Below are 14884 nucleotides of genomic sequence, written 5' to 3'. Positions count from 1 at the left end.
GTGAATCCCCGTCTATGTTCGAGAAGGTTCTGGTGGCGAACCGCGGAGAAATCGCCGTGCGCGTGATGCGTGCGTGCGAGGAACTCGGCATCGACACCGTCGCCGTGTACAGCGAGGCGGACAAGCACGCGGGACACGTCCGGCACGCGGACGAGGCGTACAACATCGGGCCCGCGCGTGCGGCGGACTCCTACCTCGACCACGAGGCCGTCATCGACGCGGCCCAGCAGGCGGGCGCGGACGCCATCCATCCCGGATACGGCTTCCTCGCGGAGAACGCGGAGTTCGCGGGGAAAGTCGAGGACGCGGAGGGCGTGACGTGGGTCGGCCCGCGCAGCGACTCGATGCGCCGGCTCGGCGAGAAGACGCAGGCGCGGAAGTCGATGGACGCGGCGGACGTGCCCATCGTCCCCGGAACCACCGACCCCGTCACCGACCCGGAGGACGTGAAGGCGTTCGGCGAGGAACACGGCTACCCGGTCGCGATCAAGGCCGAGGGCGGCGGCGGCGGCCGCGGGATGAAGGTCGTCGAGGGGCCGGACGAGGTCGAAGACAAACTCGAGTCCGCGCAGCGCGAGGGCGAGGCGTACTTCGACAACGACACCGTCTACCTCGAACGCTACCTTGAGAATCCGCGGCACATCGAGGTGCAGATCGTCGCCGACCACCACGGGAACGTCCGCCACCTCGGCGAGCGCGACTGCAGTCTCCAGCGCCGCCACCAGAAGGTCATCGAGGAGGGGCCGTCGCCCGCGCTGACGGACGACCTCCGGGAGAAAATCGGGGAGGCCGCGCGCCGCGGCGCGGACGCGGCGGACTACTACAACGCGGGGACGTTCGAGTTCCTCGTCGAGGACACCCGCGAGAAGGGCGCGGGCGACGTGCTCGACGCGGACGCGGACTTCTACTTCCTCGAAGTCAACACGCGAATCCAGGTCGAACACACCGTCACGGAGGAGCTGACGGGCATCGACATCGTGAAGTGGCAGCTCAAAATCGCCGCCGGTGAGGAACTCGACTTCGCGCAGGACGAGGTCGACCTGGACGGGCACGCGATGGAGTTCCGCATCAACGCGGAGAACGCCGCGGAGGAGTTCGCGCCCGCGACCGGCGGGACGCTCGAAACCTACGACACGCCGGGCGGTATCGGCGTGCGGATGGACGACGCCCTCCGGCAGGGTGACGACCTCGTGACGGACTACGACTCGATGATCGCGAAGCTCGTGGTCTGGGGGAACACGCGCGAGGAGTGTATTGAGCGCTCGCAGCGCGCGCTCGCCGAGTACGACATCGAGGGTATCCCGACCATCATTCCCTTCCACCGCCTGATGCTCACCGACGACGCGTTCGTCGCGGGCGAGCACACGACGAAGTACCTCGACGAGGAACTCGACGAGGACGCCGTCGTCGACGCCCAGGAGAAGTGGGGGACGGAGACCACGGGCGAGTCCGGCGACGCGGACGTGGTGGAGCGCGAGTTCACCGTCGAGGTCAACGGCAAGCGCTTCGACGTCGACCTCGAAGAGCGCGGCGCGGCCCCGATCGAAGTGTCCGCGGGCGGCGACTCCGGTAACGCCCAGCGCCCCGAACCGGCGGGCGGCGCGGACGAGGGCGGCGACGACGTGGTCGTCGAGGGCGACGGCGAGCGCGTCGAGGCCGAGATGCAGGGCACAATCCTCTCCGTGGACGTGGCCGAGGGCGACGAGGTCGCGCCCGGCGACGTGCTACTCGTCTTGGAGGCGATGAAGATGGAGAACGACGTGGTCGCGTCCAGCGGCGGGACGGTCACGCAGGTCGTCGTGGAGGAGGGCGAGTCCGTCGACATGGGCGACGTGCTCGTCGTCATCGAATAAGCGGGCCGACCTTTTTCGGCTGCGCGAATCGCTCGCGTGCCGTGTCAACGGTAGGCGTTCGAGAGGGGGGTCGGTACGGCTTTTCGTTACGCTGGTATCTCGTCGGCGGCGCTATCGTCTACGCTGGGTCGCTCGGCGTCCTCTCCAAGCGTATCGCGGACGGCGTGAAGCGCGGAACCGAGGCCGTCTAACGCGGCCTTCTTACCGCCGCCCGTCCTATCTGGCGCCATGACAGATACCAGGCAGGCCGTCCTCCGGGCGCTCGCGGACGGCCCGCTCTCGGGGCCCGCGCTCGCCGACCGGCTCGGCGTCTCCCGCGCGGCCGTCTGGAAGCACGTCGAAGCGCTCCGCGAGGAGGGATTCGGCGTCGAGAGCACGGACGACGGCTACGAGCTCACCGATTTCCCCGAGTACGGCGGCGAATCCGTGGAGTTCGGCCTCGACGCGGCCTTCACGGTCGAGTACCACGACACCGTCGAGAGCACGAACGACCGCGCGCGCGAACTCGCCACCGACGGCCGCGAAGACGCCGTCGTGCTCGCGGATCGGCAGGTCGGCGGGCGCGGCCGCCGCGACCGCGCGTGGGAGTCGCCCTCCGGTGGTATCTGGATGAGCGTCGTCCTCCGCCCCGACATCCCGCCCGCCCGCGCGCCCCTCCTCACGCTCGCGATGGCCGTCGCCGTCAGCGACGCCGCCCGCGAACACGGCGTCGACGCGACCATCAAGTGGCCGAACGACGTCCTCGTGAGCGACGCGAACGAGGGCACGCCGGACGACGGGAAGCTCGCCGGGATTCTGACCGAGATGGAGGGCGAGTCCGGCCGGGTGTCGTGGGTGGTCGTGGGCGTTGGCGTGAACGCGAACGTCGACCCCGCCGCCCTCTACGAGGGCGCGACCAGTCTCCGGAACGAGGCGGGGTCGGTGGAGCGCCGGGTCTTCGTGCAGCGCGTCCTGGAGCGCTTCGACGACCTGCGCGGCGACCTCGACGGCGCGCTGGCGGCGTGGCGCGAGCGCACGAGCACGCTCGGGCGGCGGGTTCGCGTCCACCTCCCGGACGGCGACCTCGTCGGCGAGGCGGTGGACGTGACGGAGACGGGTGCGCTCGTGGTCGACACCGGAGACGAGCGGCGGGTGGTGCACGCGGGCGACTGCGAGCACCTCCGCCGAGCTTAGTCCTCGACGTGGACGGTGAGAACGGGGACGTGACTGGATCGCACGACCTTCTCCGCGACGCTCCCGAGGAGGAGGCGGTCGATGCCGCCGCGGCCGTGCGTCCCCATCACGATGAGATCGATGTCGTTGTCCTCGGCGTACCGGACGATTTCGCGGCTCGGCGTGCCGTTGAGGAGCACGCGCTCGACTGGCACGTCGGAGTCGGCGGCGACATCGGCGACGGCGTCGATGGCGTCCTCGCCCTCCGCCGCGAGCAGGTCGGAGACGCCCTCGGTCGTGGTCTCGGCGCTGAGGGACGCGAAGGTCGCGGTGTTGACGACGTAGACGGCGTGCAGGGTCGCGTCGTGTTCCGCCGCGAGCGAGACGGCGTGTTCGACCGCGCGACGCGTCTCCGCGGAGCCGTCGGTCGGCACGAGAACCCGGTCGTAGAGCCCCATTTATGTGTGAATGAGCCGCACGCGGCTTAACTCTTGAGGAGGACGCGCTTCACGTCGCTCTCGCCCGCGCGCCGCACGACCGCGCGCACGGCGTCCTGATAGCCCGCGAGGTTGTCCGAGTCGCCGTCCAATACGAGCAGGCGCGCCTCACGTCCCTCCTCGATGGTGCCGTAGTTCCGGTCGAGTATCTCCGCGCCGTTCCGCGTCGCCATCCCCAGTATCTCGGGCGCGGTGCAGTCGCTGAGTTTCGCGGCGAACTCCATCTCGCGGAACATCGAGGGGCTGTTGAGGAAGACGTTGTCCGTCCCGAGCGCGACCGTCGTGAAGTCGCTCAGCTCCGCGATATCGGGGAGGCCGACGCCCGTCGTGAGGTTCGAGCGCGGACACACCGCGATCGGGATGTCCTCGTCCGCGACGCGGGTGAGGTGTTCGGGGTCGGCGTGGACCATGTGGACGAGCAGGTCGGGGGCGAGGTCGATGGCGGGGTGGATGTCGCTCGCGTCCCGCTCGCCCGCGTGGATCGCGAACGGCTTCCCGGCGTCGCGGGCGGCGTCGCGCTCCGCGCCGAACTGGTCGTCGTTCGCGCCGGTCGCGCCGTACCCGTCCGCCACCGGTAACACGTCCTCGGCGTCCCCACGCCCCATCACGAACGGCCGGAGCGCGCGGCCCTCCGCGGCCTCGCGCAGCATCTCGACGCCGCGCCGGCCGCCCTCCCGGAACTCGATGAAGTCGGAGGTTCCCGTCGCCTCCATGAACGACATCGAGCGCCCCATCGCCGCCACCAGCTCCGAGCGGGACGCCTCCCGGAGCAGTCGGTGCTTGAGGCCGTCCGGCGGCGCGACCAGTTCCTCCAGCGTCAGCCCGCGCCCGGCCTCCTTCGCGATGGAGTCCCCGATGTGGGTGTGCGCGTTCACGAACGCCGGCAGCACGATGTCGTCAGAATCCGTCTCGCACGCTTCGACCGCCGCGATTTCGCCGTCCTCGACCACGACGCGGCCCTCGACTGCGTCGAACGTCGGGCCGGCGAGGATGGTTCCTTCGAGTTCCATACGCGGTGTCGGGCCGCCGTCGCCTTATCCCTTGTAGTCGTCGAGGCTCGCGTACTCGCCCGTCGTGGTCTCGCTCACGAGCGCGCCGTCCACGTCGAGGCCGAGCACGCGTTCCGCCGCACGCCCCACGGGCTCAGTGAGGCTGTCGGGCGCGTACACGCCGAGCCGCCACTGCTCGCGCTGGGCCATCTGGAGCGCGCGAACGAGCGTGGACTGCTCGTCCAGCCGCCGAACGTCGCCGTTCACGAGCACGCCCGTCGTGGACTCCCGCATCGACGGCTGGCCCTGCACGTCAAGAATCACGTGCTCGCGGTCGACGCCGGCGTCCGCGGCGATGTCGTCCTCGAACGCGCGCACGGTCTCGTGGTCGGGGTCGAACAGCGGTTCCTCCGGGTCGAACACGTCGTCGGCCACGTCGCCCAGTTCGGCCCAGACGGCGCGCTTGTAGAGGTCGCGGTCGGCGAGGCGGTCGGCGAGCGCGCGCGACGCGTCGTGTCCGCGGAGGCGGACGAGGAGTTCGTAGTCGTCCATCCGCCGCAGCCGTTCGCCGGTCACGTCGCCGGATTCGAGGAGGCGTTCGCTCGCCCGGCGCAGCATCGCCTTGGAGATGCGGGCGACGTGGTGGCTGTACACGGTCGGGTTCATCAGCGCGCGGGCGAGCAGGAGCGACTCCGCGGTCTGGACGTTCCCCTCCCCGAGGACGAGGCGGCCGTCGATGAACGTCAACTCGCGGACGAGGCGGCCGGTGTCGATAGTGCCGTAGGGGACGCCCGTATGATGGGCGTCCCGGACGAGGTAGTCCATGCGGTCGACGTCGAGTTCGCCCGCGACGAGCTGGCCGAGCTCGTCCTCGCCGGTGACGAGCGCGGTCACCCGCGCGGGGTCGAGGCCGTAGTCGTCGAGCACGCCCGCGATGGGCTCAGTTTCGACGAGGCCGGCGACGTCGTCGTGGTACTTGCCGGTGCGGCGGTGGATGAGGTCTTCGACGTTGTGGCTGTAGGGGCCGTGGCCGATGTCGTGGAGGATGGCGGCGGCGCGCACGCGTTCGGCGCGCGGGCCGTCGATGCCGAGGTGGGTGAGCGCCTCGGACGCGAGGTGGTAGACGCCGAGGCTGTGCTCGAAGCGCGTGTGGTTCGCGGAGGGGTAGACGAGGGAGACGGTGCCGAGTTGCTTGACGCGGCGCAGTCGCTGGACGGGCGGCGTGTCGAGGAGGGCGGCGGCGACGCCCTCGACCTCGATGTGGTCGTGGACGCTGTCCTTCACCGTGTGCATACTCCCGGATTCGCCGGCATCACGTAAAAACGACCGGACAGGACGGCCGGCGGCGCAAGCGTTTAGCGCGCGGCGGCCACAGGCCCGTGTATGGTGACGTTTCTCGCCGGCGGCACGGGGACGCCGAAACTCCTCGCCGGCGCGCGCAGGGTGTTCGACGGCCCGCACGCGGTCGTGGGGAACACGGGCGACGACGTGGAACTCGGCGGCCTCTTCGTCTCGCCTGACATCGACACCGTGTTGTTCGACGGCGGCGGCGTGCTCGACCGCGAGACCTGGTGGGGAATCGAGGGCGACACGACGGCGACCCACGACGAACTGACGCGCCTCGCCGCGGAGGCCGGCATCGACGCCGAACCCCGCTACCTCCCCGACGAGAAGCAGACCGCGGGCCGACGTATCGCGCGCTGGCGGCGCTTCTCGGGCGCGTGGGAGTTCATGGAACTCGGCGACCGGGACAGGGCGGTGCACGTGCTCCGGACGAGCCTCCTCGACGAAGGTCGCTCCCTTACTGAGGTGACGCGGACGCTCGCGGACGCGTTCGGCGTCGACGAGGACGTGGTGCCGATGAGCGACGACCCGGTGGCGAGCATCGTTCACACGCCCGAGCGCGAACTCCACTTCCAGGAGTACTGGGTTGCGGAGCGCGCCGCCCCAACGGTGGAGTCGGTGGAGTTCCGGGGCGCGGCGGACGCCGAGGCGGGCGACGCGGCGCTCGCGGCGGTGCGGGAGGGGCCGGTGGTGGTCGGGCCGTCGAACCCGATTACGAGCATCGGGCCGATGCTGGCGCTGGACGGCCTTCGCGACGCGCTCCGGGAGTCGACGGTGGTGGCGGTGTCGCCGTTCGTCGAGGACGAGGTGTTCAGCGGCCCGGCGGCCGAACTCATGGAGGCCGAGGGGTACGAGGCGAGCACGCGCGGCGTCGCGGACGCCTACGACTTCGCGGACGCGTTCGTGCTCGACACCGCGGACGACACGGATCTGGCGCGGCCGACGGTGCGGACGGACACGCGGATGGACGACGACGCGGACGCCCGCCGGGTCGCGGACGCCGTCGGGGACGCGCTGGAGGTGGCGTAGTGTTCGAGCCACGGGTCGCGCTCGCGAGCCTGAGCGGCGCGGCGGACGCCGCGTGGGCGCGCGCCGCGAGCGAGTACGCGGGCCTCGCGTTCCTCGGCGGCCTCGCGCTGGACGACGCGACCCGCACGGCGGCCCGCGAGATGGTCGCCGACCGCGACAGGACTGAGTTCCTCCCCGACGACCCGATCGACTTCCTCGCGAGCGAACTCGACCGCGTCGCGGACGCCCCCGTTCGGGGCGGGTTCAACGTCCGGACGACGACGCTCACCCCGCTCCGTGCGGCCGCCCGCGAGTGCGCCGCCCGCGACGCCGTCCTCGAAGTGAACGCGCACTGCCGCCAGTCGGAGATGTGCGCCGCCGGCGCGGGCGAGTCCCTCCTCCGGAACGCCGCCCGCCTCGCCGAACAGGTCGCCGCCGCGAGCGACGAGGGCGCGACAGTTTCGGTGAAGGTGCGTGCCGAGGTCGAGGGCGTCGACCTGCCCGCACTCGCCGCCCGACTCGACGCGGCGGGCGCGGACTGCCTGCACGTCGACGCGATGGACTCCGAGTCCGTGATTCGGGACGTACGGGCGTCGTTCGACGGGTTCCTCGTGGCGAACAACGGCGTGCGCGACCGCGAGACCGTTCGGGAGTACCTCGACTACGGCGCGGACGCGGTGTCCGTGGGGCGGCCGAGCGACGATCCGCGCGTCCTCGCGCGCGTGAACGACGCCGTCCGGGAGTGGTTCGATGCGTAGCCACGCCGCGAACGCCGAACTCGCGCTCCTCCTGGAGGTCGCGGGCACGCCGAAACCCGGGAACGTCGACCGCCACCGTGACCTCTCCGACTTGCGCTTCGAGCACTTCCTCGCGGGCGCGGTCGGCGCGCGACCCGGCCTCGCCGACGCCGCGTCCGGCGCGCCCGTGGGCGAGGCGTTCGAGCGCGCGGTCGCGGGGATGAGCGAGCAGTCGGGCGGGAACACCCAGTTCGGCTGCCTGCTCCTCCTCGTCCCGCTCGTCCGCGCCGCCGCGGAGCGCGGCCTCACGCCCGAGTCGGTCACGCACGTCGTCGAACACACGACGGTCGCGGACGCGGCGGGATTCTACCGCGCGTTCGACCACGTCGACGTCTCCGTCCCCGACCTCCCCGAGGACGCGGACGCGCTCGACGTGCGCCGCGGGAGCGACGCCGTCCCCGAACTCGAAGCCCGCGACCTCACGCTCTACGACGTGATGGCGGCGAGCGCGCCCGCGGACGGGAACGCCGCCGAGTGGACAACGGGCTTCCGGCGGACGTTCGCCGCCGCCGACCGCATCGAGGCCGGCACGGGGTCGATACTCGATCGGGCGGCGGACGCCTTCCTCTTCTTGCTCGCGGACGAACCGGACTCGCTCGTCGCCGGCCAGCACGGCCCCGGGGTCGCACGCGAGGTGTCGGCGCGCGCGAGCGAACTGCTTGACGCGCCGGACGCCGACGTGGCGGCGTTCGCGGACGACCTCGTGGAGCGCGAAATCAACCCCGGAACGACCGCGGACGTCACGAGCGCCGCGCTGTTCGTCGCGCTCGAACGCGGGGTGTCGGTATGACCGAGTGGCCCGTCAGCCTCCGCGGGGTCACCGAGACCGTCGTGACGACCCGTGGGCCGAACGAGATGTGGAACGCCGCGGCGCTCGGCGTGCATGCGCCGCGAAGCGACGAAGACGGTGCGAGCGATGGCCGCGCGAGCGCCGAGTCCCCGGCGACGGCGACGACGTGGGGGCGGACGCGGACGCGCGGGAACTTCGAACGCCGCGGCGAGGGGTACGTGCAGTTCACGACCGACCCGGTGCTGTTCGTGGAGGCGGCGCTCTCGATTCACGAGACCGACGCCCCCGTCCTGGACGCGGCGGACGCGTGGGCGCGCGTCACGGTCGAGCGCCTGGCGTCAGGTGAGTCCGGGGGGACGGAGTGGGTGGAGTGGGCGCTGCGGCCCGTGGAAACGGACGTCCTCCGGGAGTCGGTCGCGGCGACGAACCGCGGGTACTACGCGGTCGTGGAGGCGACGGTGGCGGCGTCGCGGCTGGACGTACCGGCCTACGAGGAGGCCGCGCTCCGGGAGCGACTCGACTACTTCGCCGACGTGGTCGCGCGCTGCGGGGGCGAGCGGGAGCGCGAGGCGATGGCGCTCGTCGCCGAGTACAGCGCGTACGAGAACGAATCCTTTTAACGCTCGGCGGAACAAACCCCCGATATGGCCATCAAGCCCGACTACGTCAAGAAGACGGGGAACATCCTCATGGAGCGATACCCCGACGCGTTCAGCCGCGAGGACTTCGAGCACAACAAGGACGCCGTCGTGGAACTGACGAACATCGAGTCGAAGGAAGTCCGCAACCGCATCGCGGGCTACATCACGCACAAGCGACAGTAGTTTTCCCCGCAACCGAAGCGCTTTGAAGTTCTTCCCGACTAGAGGCGGGTATGGTAACCGTAGGCGTACTCGGAGCGACTGGAGCCGTCGGACAGCGATTCATCCAGCTGCTCTCCGAACACGACCAGTTCGAGCTGACGACCGTCACCGCGAGCCCCGAGTCGGCGGGCAAGTCCTACCGTGACGCGGCGAAGTGGCGAGTGGACACGCCGATTCCGGAGGACGTGGCGAGCCTCGAAGTCCGCGAAACCGACCCGGACGCGATTCCGGACGACGTCGACCTCCTGTTCTCCTCGCTCCCGTCGTCGGTCGCGGAACGCGTCGAACACGGCTTCTGTGAGGCTGGCTACGTCGTCTCGTCGAACTCCTCGAACGAGCGCACCGCGGACGACGTGCCGCTCGTCATTCCCGAAGTGAACGCCGACCACCTCGACCTCATCGAGGTGCAGCGCGACGAGCGCGGGTGGGACGGCGCGCTCGTGAAGAACCCGAACTGCTCGACCATCACGATGGTGCCGACGCTCGCGGCACTGGACGCGTTCGGCCTCGACACGGTGCACGTCGCGACTCTACAGGCGGTGTCGGGCGCGGGGTACTCGGGCGTCACGTCGATGGAAATCCTCGACAACGTCCTCCCGCATATCGGCGGCGAGGAGGCGAAGATGGAGTCCGAGTCCCGGAAGCTCCTCGGGGAGTTCACGGGAACCGAAGTCGACTGGCACGACGTGGACGTCTCGGCGTCCTGCAACCGCGTGCCGACGCTGGACGGTCACCTGGAGAACGTCTGGGCGGAACTCGACGACGACCCCGCCGTGGCGGAAGTCGCCGAGGCGTTCGCCGAGGCGGAGACGCAGGATCTCCCGAGCGCCCCCGACCCCCTGATCCACGTGTTCGAAGAGCCGGATCGCCCGCAGCCCCGCCTCGACCGCATGCTCGGCGACGGGATGGCGGTGGCGGCGGGCGGCATCCAGCAGACGGAGAGCGGGGTTCAGTACAACACGCTCGCCCACAACACCATCCGCGGCGCGGCGGGTGCGAGCGTCCTGAACGGCGAACTCCTCGCGCGCGACGGCTGGCTCTAATCGACGCGGTTCTCCAGCTCCTCACCGGCCTCGAGGCGCTTCACGTTCTCTTCGAGGATGTCCGCGAGCCGCGTCCAGTGCTTCGGGGTGTGCCCGGCGTTGTGCGGCGTGACGAGACAGTTGTCGAGCGTCCACAGCACGTGGTTCGGCGGGAGCGGTTCGGGGTCGGTCACGTCGAGCGCCGCCCCCCGGATGGCGTCGCGGCGGAGCGCGTCGACGAGCGCGTCCGTCTCCACGACGCCGCCGCGCGCGACGTTCACGAGCACCGACTCGGGTGCGAGCGTCTCGAACGCCGCCGCGTCCACGAGGCCCTGCGTGGTCTCGGTGAGCGGGCACGCGAGCACGACGTAGTCGCTGCGCGCGAACGCGTCGTGCACGTCCGCGGGGTCGAACCCCACGATCTCGTCCGTCGGCCCGCCCTTCTCGGGCGTGTACCGGACGCCGATGGTGTGCGCGCCGAACCCCCGGAGCCGCTGCTCGACCGCCGTTCCGATGGCCCCCAAGCCGACGATGGTGACGGTCGCGTCGGTGAGTTCGCCGTGGGCCTTGTAGTGACGCCACTCGCCGCGCTCCGACTGCCGGACGCCCTGCTGGAGGTTCCGCGCGAACGTCAACACGTACCCCAGGACTTGCTCGGCGATACCGGGCGCGTGGATGCCCGCTCCGTTCGTCACCGCGACGCCGCGCTCGCGCAGGGCGTCCATCGGCAGGTGGTTGTAGCCGGCGTACGCGCACGCGAACAACTCGATGTCGCCCGCGGCGTCCAAGAGATCCGTGTCGATACCAGTCCCCGTCACTATCTCGGCGTCCGCGACGTACTCGCGTTCCGCTTGCGGTGTCGCCGCGTACCGGATTTCGTGGTTGGGAAGCCGCTCTTTGAGGGCGTCCGCGTACTCGCGCGACGACAGGCCGTGGATGTCCGCGCGCAACACCGCTATCGTGGGGTCGGTCACGTTCCGGTTTCCACCTGCGACCGCCTAATCCGTTTCTGTCGCGGCGTCGCGTCCGCGTTCGCCGGTTTGCCAAGGGTTTTTGGCGGGCGTCGGCAACGTCGGCGTATGAGCGACGATGCGAGCCTGTCCTGTCACGCGAAACTCGCCCGCGTGGTGCTCGCGAACCGCGGCCCCCTCTCCCCCAGCGAGATAGCGGCTGAAGCCCGCATCTCCGAGTCGGACGCCGCCACCGCGATGGACGAACTCGTGGAGGCGGGCCGCGCCGAGTGCGTCTGCGGCGTCTGCGAGACCCGCGAACAGGTGTACGCGCTCCTCGAAGAGGCGAAGGCGTAGCCCTCTTAGCCACACGCTCCCTACTGCTTCGTGCGCGCCGTTTGTCCCCACCCGAGCCAGCCTACCAGGGTGCGATGACGACTGGAGAACCCCGGCGCGCACGACAGACGTCGCGCAAGCGACCGCGGAACGGTTTCGGAGCCGGCGAGTACGGCTCCGGGGGTAGCGTCCCACCGCTCGCCCGCCACGAGGGTTTCCCGGCTGACGCGGCACGCCGCCTCGGGATGACGCCGGCCGTTAGTGTTGCGGGCGTACATTACGACCGTTCAGTACCAGCCAAACCCTTATTCGGCAGGTCGCGCTATCGATAGTATGGCCAGTTCGACCAGAGACGGAACGGAGCACACCGACGAGATCCGTCTGTGGCGCGAGGACGGCTGGTGGGTCGCAAAGGACATCGAAACCGGTGTCACGACGCAAGGTGAGTCCCGCGACGCCGCGCTGGCGAACCTCGACGAGGCGGTTGAACTCCACGAAGGAGAAACCGGACGGGAGCCGACCGACGAGGAACTCCGTGAGCTCGGGATTGATCCGGCCGACAACACGACGGGTGACGAAGAACCCCCGGACGTGCTCGATTGATGGAGAGGCGAACGTTCTCCGGGATGGCGGTCGTGAAAGTGCTCGTCAACGTCGGCGGCTTCGAGTGGCGGCGGACGGCGGGCGACCACGCGCAACTCTACTACGAACACCCGACGAACGAGGACGACCGGCGGCAGGTCACCGTTCCGCTCCACGACGAACTCCGAACGGGGACCGTACGGGATATTGCCGAGAGCGCCGGTGCCGAGAACTTCGATTCCTTCTGTGCGTGGGTCGACCGGAACGCGTGATCCCCCTCAGACAGTGTATTTCACTTCCACTCACCCGACTAGTAGAAACTCGTCCGGTAGTGTCGCGGGCGACATACTTCTGTGCGGTAGCGGTTCGTCCGGACAGTCGGCGGTGAGGCGAACGGTTTTCACGTCTCGCGGCCCTCGATTCAGGTATGACTCTCGACCCGGAGCGCGTCGCGGACCTCGGCCCCGAGCGACGCCGCGCGCTCTTCGAACGCGACGCGGGCGTGGAGGCGGTCCGCGGGGACGTCCGCGACATCCTCTCGCGGGTTCGCGCGGAGGGCGACGCGGCGCTCCGCGAGTTCGCGCGCGAGTTCGACGACACCGACGTGGGGAACCTCGACGTGACCGACGCGGCCGAGCGCGCGTACGACGACCTCGACGACGACACCCGGCAGGCCATCGACGACGCCGTCGAGAACGTCCGCGAGTTCCACGAGGCCCAGGTTCCCGAGGACTGGCGCGAGGCGTTCGACGGCCGCGAACTCGGCCGGCGGTTCCGGCCCATCGAGCGCGCGGGCGTCTACGTGCCCGGCGGCGCGGCGGCCTACCCGTCGTCGGCGATTATGGGCGTCGTGCCGGCGAAGGTGGCGGGCGTGGAGCAGGTGGCGGTGGCGACGCCGCCCGCGGACGAGATGAACCCGGTGACGCTCGCGGCGATTCACGCGGCGGGCGCGGACACCGTGTACGCGGTCGGCGGCGCGCAGGCCGTCGGCGCGCTCGCGTACGGCACGGAGACCGTCAACTCCGTCCAGTTGGTCGTCGGCCCCGGGAACAAGTGGGTGACCGCGGCGAAGGCCGAGGTTCGCGGGGACGTGGAAATCGACTTCCTCGCGGGCCCGAGCGAAGTCCTGGTTCTCGCGGACGACACCGCCGACCCCGAACTGGTCGCGGCGGACGCGCTCGCGCAGGCGGAACACGACCCGAACGCGTCCGTCGTCGTCGTGACCGACGACGAGGCCACCGCAGACGCCGTCTGCGAGGCCATCGACGCCCGACTCGGCGAGCGCGAGCGCGCAGACATCATCGAGGACTGCCTCGACGGGGACGCGAGCGGCGTGTTCGTCGCGCGCTCGCAGAGCGAGGCCGTGCTGTTCGCGGAGGAGTACGCCGCGGAGCACCTCTCGATTCAGGCCGACGAGGACGAGCACATCCTCGACCGCATCAGTAATGCGGGAAGCGTCTTCCTCGGCCCGTACACGCCCGTCGCGGCGGGCGACTACGCCACCGGCACGAACCACGTCCTCCCGACGAACGGCAGGGCGAAGGTCACCGGCGGCCTCAGCGTGGACACGTTCCTCCGCGCGACCACCGTCCAGCGCCTCGACCGCGACTCGCTCGGCGACATCCGGGACACCGTGACGACGCTCGCGAACGCCGAAGGCCTCGACGGCCACGCCGCGAGCGTCGACGCCCGCTTCCGGGACGAGGAGTGACACTACGCCCCGGGGCGACGGCGAACTTATATTTCTGAACCCACTCTCGCTAGTCATGTTCGTCGGCCACGAGACGCTCGCGTTCGCGCTGGTCGCCCTCGCGGCGCTCCGCCTCGGGCGCTCGCGACCGGAGGCGCTCGCGCTCGGCGTCGCCGCGGGCGCGTTCGCCGCCGTCCCCGACGTCGACATGGTGTACGCGCCCGCCGGCCTGCTCGGCCTCGACTCGGCGAGCGCGTTCGCCGCCGCGAACGCCTTCTGGAGCGCGTCCACTGTCGTCCACCGCGCGATGACGCACTCGGTCGTCGTCGCCGTCCCCGCTGCGCTCGGGTTCGCGCTCGCCGCGCACGACTCCCGGACGCGACTGGTCGCCGCGCCCGTCCTGCTCGCGCTCGTCGGCGTCGCCGCCGTCGCGAGCGGCGCGCTCGGCGCGTTCGTCATGGCCGTGTACGTCGCCGCGGGCGCGCTCGTCGCCGTGCTCGCCGCGCGCCGCCTCGCGCTCGCCCCCCGCGAGGTCGCGGCGGTCGCGCTCGCCGGACTCGTCTCGCATCCGTTCGGCGACCTGTTCACGGGGGAGGCCCCGCAGTTCCTCTACCCGCTCTCCGGCGTCGTCTTCGACGGCCGGCTCGCGCTCGCCGCCGATCCGACGCTCCACCTGCTCGGCGCGTTCGGCGTCGAACTCGCCGCCATCTGGCTCGGCGTCCTCACCTACCTCCACCTCACCGAGCGCTCGCCGTGGCGGCACCTGAACGTCCGCGCCGCGGGCGGCGCGGCGTACGCGCTCGCCGCGTTCGTCATCGCGCCGCCGACCCTCGACACGTCCTACCAGTTCGTGTTCAGCGTGCTCGCCGTCGGATTCGTCGGCGTCGTCCCCGACTGGAAGCGCCGCCTCCCGCCGCTCTCGACTGCCACCATCACCGGCCTCGCCGCCATCACAGTCGCCGGACTCGCGTACGCCGTCGCGTACGTCGCCGCGTGATCCCCAAAGTTTGG

General features: G+C 70.7%; 18 protein-coding genes. 14 read left to right on the top strand and 4 right to left on the bottom strand.

Annotated elements, in window-relative coordinates; genetic code table 11:
* Window positions 1–14 precede the first annotated feature (14 nt).
* From FQU85_RS12655 to FQU85_RS12650, 3 genes are read left to right on the top strand one after another with little or no spacing between them, the layout of a single operon-like run.
* Complete coding sequence (locus FQU85_RS12655; protein ID WP_145848487.1) at window positions 15–1853, top strand: acetyl-CoA carboxylase biotin carboxylase subunit; 1839 nt, start codon at window positions 15–17, stop codon at window positions 1851–1853.
* Between the two features lie 41 nt (window positions 1854–1894).
* Window positions 1895–2044, top strand: coding sequence for a hypothetical protein (locus tag FQU85_RS13430; protein WP_168219990.1), 150 nt, complete (start codon window positions 1895–1897; stop codon window positions 2042–2044).
* A 37-nt stretch (window positions 2045–2081) separates the two neighbouring features.
* Window positions 2082–3026, top strand: coding sequence for a biotin--[acetyl-CoA-carboxylase] ligase (locus FQU85_RS12650; protein WP_145848485.1), 945 nt, complete (start codon window positions 2082–2084; stop codon window positions 3024–3026).
* Here the strand turns inward: FQU85_RS12650 and FQU85_RS12645 are convergent.
* Genes FQU85_RS12645 through FQU85_RS12635 form a run of 3 tightly spaced genes read right to left on the bottom strand, consistent with a single transcriptional unit; the run spans window position 3023 to window position 5784 of the window.
* Complete coding sequence (locus FQU85_RS12645) at window positions 3023–3463, bottom strand: universal stress protein (RefSeq protein ID WP_145848483.1); 441 nt, start codon at window positions 3461–3463, stop codon at window positions 3023–3025. The genes FQU85_RS12650 and FQU85_RS12645 overlap by 4 nt on opposite strands.
* Window positions 3464–3489: 26 nt before the next feature.
* The gene (locus tag FQU85_RS12640) at window positions 3490–4512 is read right to left on the bottom strand and encodes an amidohydrolase family protein (RefSeq protein ID WP_145848481.1); all 1023 of its coding nucleotides are present in this window, start codon (window positions 4510–4512) and stop codon (window positions 3490–3492) included.
* Between the two features lie 24 nt (window positions 4513–4536).
* Window positions 4537–5784 (bottom strand): HD domain-containing protein, encoded by a 1248-nt coding sequence (locus tag FQU85_RS12635; protein WP_145848478.1) that lies wholly within the window; start codon window positions 5782–5784, stop codon window positions 4537–4539.
* Window positions 5785–5874: 90 nt separating this feature from the next.
* Between FQU85_RS12635 and cofD the strand changes: the two genes are divergently transcribed.
* From cofD to asd, 6 genes are read left to right on the top strand one after another with little or no spacing between them, the layout of a single operon-like run.
* Entirely contained in the window at window positions 5875–6864 is a 990-nt protein-coding gene (gene cofD, locus FQU85_RS12630) for a 2-phospho-L-lactate transferase (protein ID WP_145848476.1), read from the top strand.
* Window positions 6864–7601 carry a tRNA-dihydrouridine synthase gene (locus FQU85_RS12625; RefSeq protein ID WP_145848474.1) on the top strand — a complete coding sequence of 246 codons (738 nt, stop codon included), beginning with the start codon at window positions 6864–6866 and terminating at the stop codon, window positions 7599–7601. Before cofD ends, FQU85_RS12625 begins: the two co-directional genes overlap by 1 nt.
* Window positions 7594–8430, top strand: coding sequence for a triphosphoribosyl-dephospho-CoA synthase (locus tag FQU85_RS12620; RefSeq protein WP_145848473.1), 837 nt, complete (start codon window positions 7594–7596; stop codon window positions 8428–8430). The genes FQU85_RS12625 and FQU85_RS12620 overlap by 8 nt, the downstream gene beginning before the upstream one ends.
* A complete protein-coding gene (locus FQU85_RS12615; protein ID WP_145848471.1) occupies window positions 8427–9050 on the top strand; it encodes a DUF447 domain-containing protein in 624 nt (207 codons plus the stop codon). Before FQU85_RS12620 ends, FQU85_RS12615 begins: the two co-directional genes overlap by 4 nt.
* A gap of 24 nt (window positions 9051–9074) precedes the next feature.
* Complete coding sequence (locus FQU85_RS12610; RefSeq protein WP_145848469.1) at window positions 9075–9254, top strand: 30S ribosomal protein S17e; 180 nt, start codon at window positions 9075–9077, stop codon at window positions 9252–9254.
* 50 nt (window positions 9255–9304) lie between these two features.
* The gene (asd, locus tag FQU85_RS12605) at window positions 9305–10336 is read left to right on the top strand and encodes an aspartate-semialdehyde dehydrogenase (protein WP_145848467.1); all 1032 of its coding nucleotides are present in this window, start codon (window positions 9305–9307) and stop codon (window positions 10334–10336) included.
* Here asd and FQU85_RS12600 read toward each other — a convergent pair.
* Window positions 10333–11289, bottom strand: a complete 957-nt coding sequence (locus FQU85_RS12600) for a D-2-hydroxyacid dehydrogenase (protein WP_145848465.1) — start codon at window positions 11287–11289, stop codon at window positions 10333–10335. The genes asd and FQU85_RS12600 overlap by 4 nt on opposite strands.
* A 105-nt stretch (window positions 11290–11394) precedes the next feature.
* On the opposite strand from FQU85_RS12600, the gene FQU85_RS12595 reads away from it, so the two are divergent.
* The 5 genes from FQU85_RS12595 (at window position 11395) to FQU85_RS12575 (ending at window position 14870) form a co-directional block, all read left to right on the top strand.
* A complete protein-coding gene (locus tag FQU85_RS12595) occupies window positions 11395–11622 on the top strand; it encodes a hypothetical protein (RefSeq protein WP_145848463.1) in 228 nt (75 codons plus the stop codon).
* A gap of 312 nt (window positions 11623–11934) precedes the next feature.
* Entirely contained in the window at window positions 11935–12204 is a 270-nt protein-coding gene (locus FQU85_RS12590) for a type II toxin-antitoxin system HicB family antitoxin (RefSeq protein WP_145848460.1), read from the top strand.
* A complete protein-coding gene (locus FQU85_RS12585) occupies window positions 12204–12455 on the top strand; it encodes a type II toxin-antitoxin system HicA family toxin (RefSeq protein WP_145848458.1) in 252 nt (83 codons plus the stop codon). The genes FQU85_RS12590 and FQU85_RS12585 overlap by 1 nt, the downstream gene beginning before the upstream one ends.
* 155 nt (window positions 12456–12610) lie before the next feature.
* Window positions 12611–13894: a histidinol dehydrogenase gene (gene hisD / locus FQU85_RS12580; RefSeq protein ID WP_145848456.1), complete on the top strand. Its 1284-nt coding sequence runs from the start codon at window positions 12611–12613 to the stop codon at window positions 13892–13894.
* Between the two features lie 55 nt (window positions 13895–13949).
* Entirely contained in the window at window positions 13950–14870 is a 921-nt protein-coding gene (locus FQU85_RS12575; protein WP_145848454.1) for a metal-dependent hydrolase, read from the top strand.
* The last annotated feature ends 14 nt before the right edge of the window (window positions 14871–14884 follow it).

The organism is Salarchaeum sp. JOR-1 (genome assembly GCF_007833275.1).
Classification (GTDB): Archaea; Halobacteriota; Halobacteria; order Halobacteriales; family Halobacteriaceae; genus Salarchaeum.
This window is presented reverse-complemented; position numbering and strand designations above follow the sequence as displayed.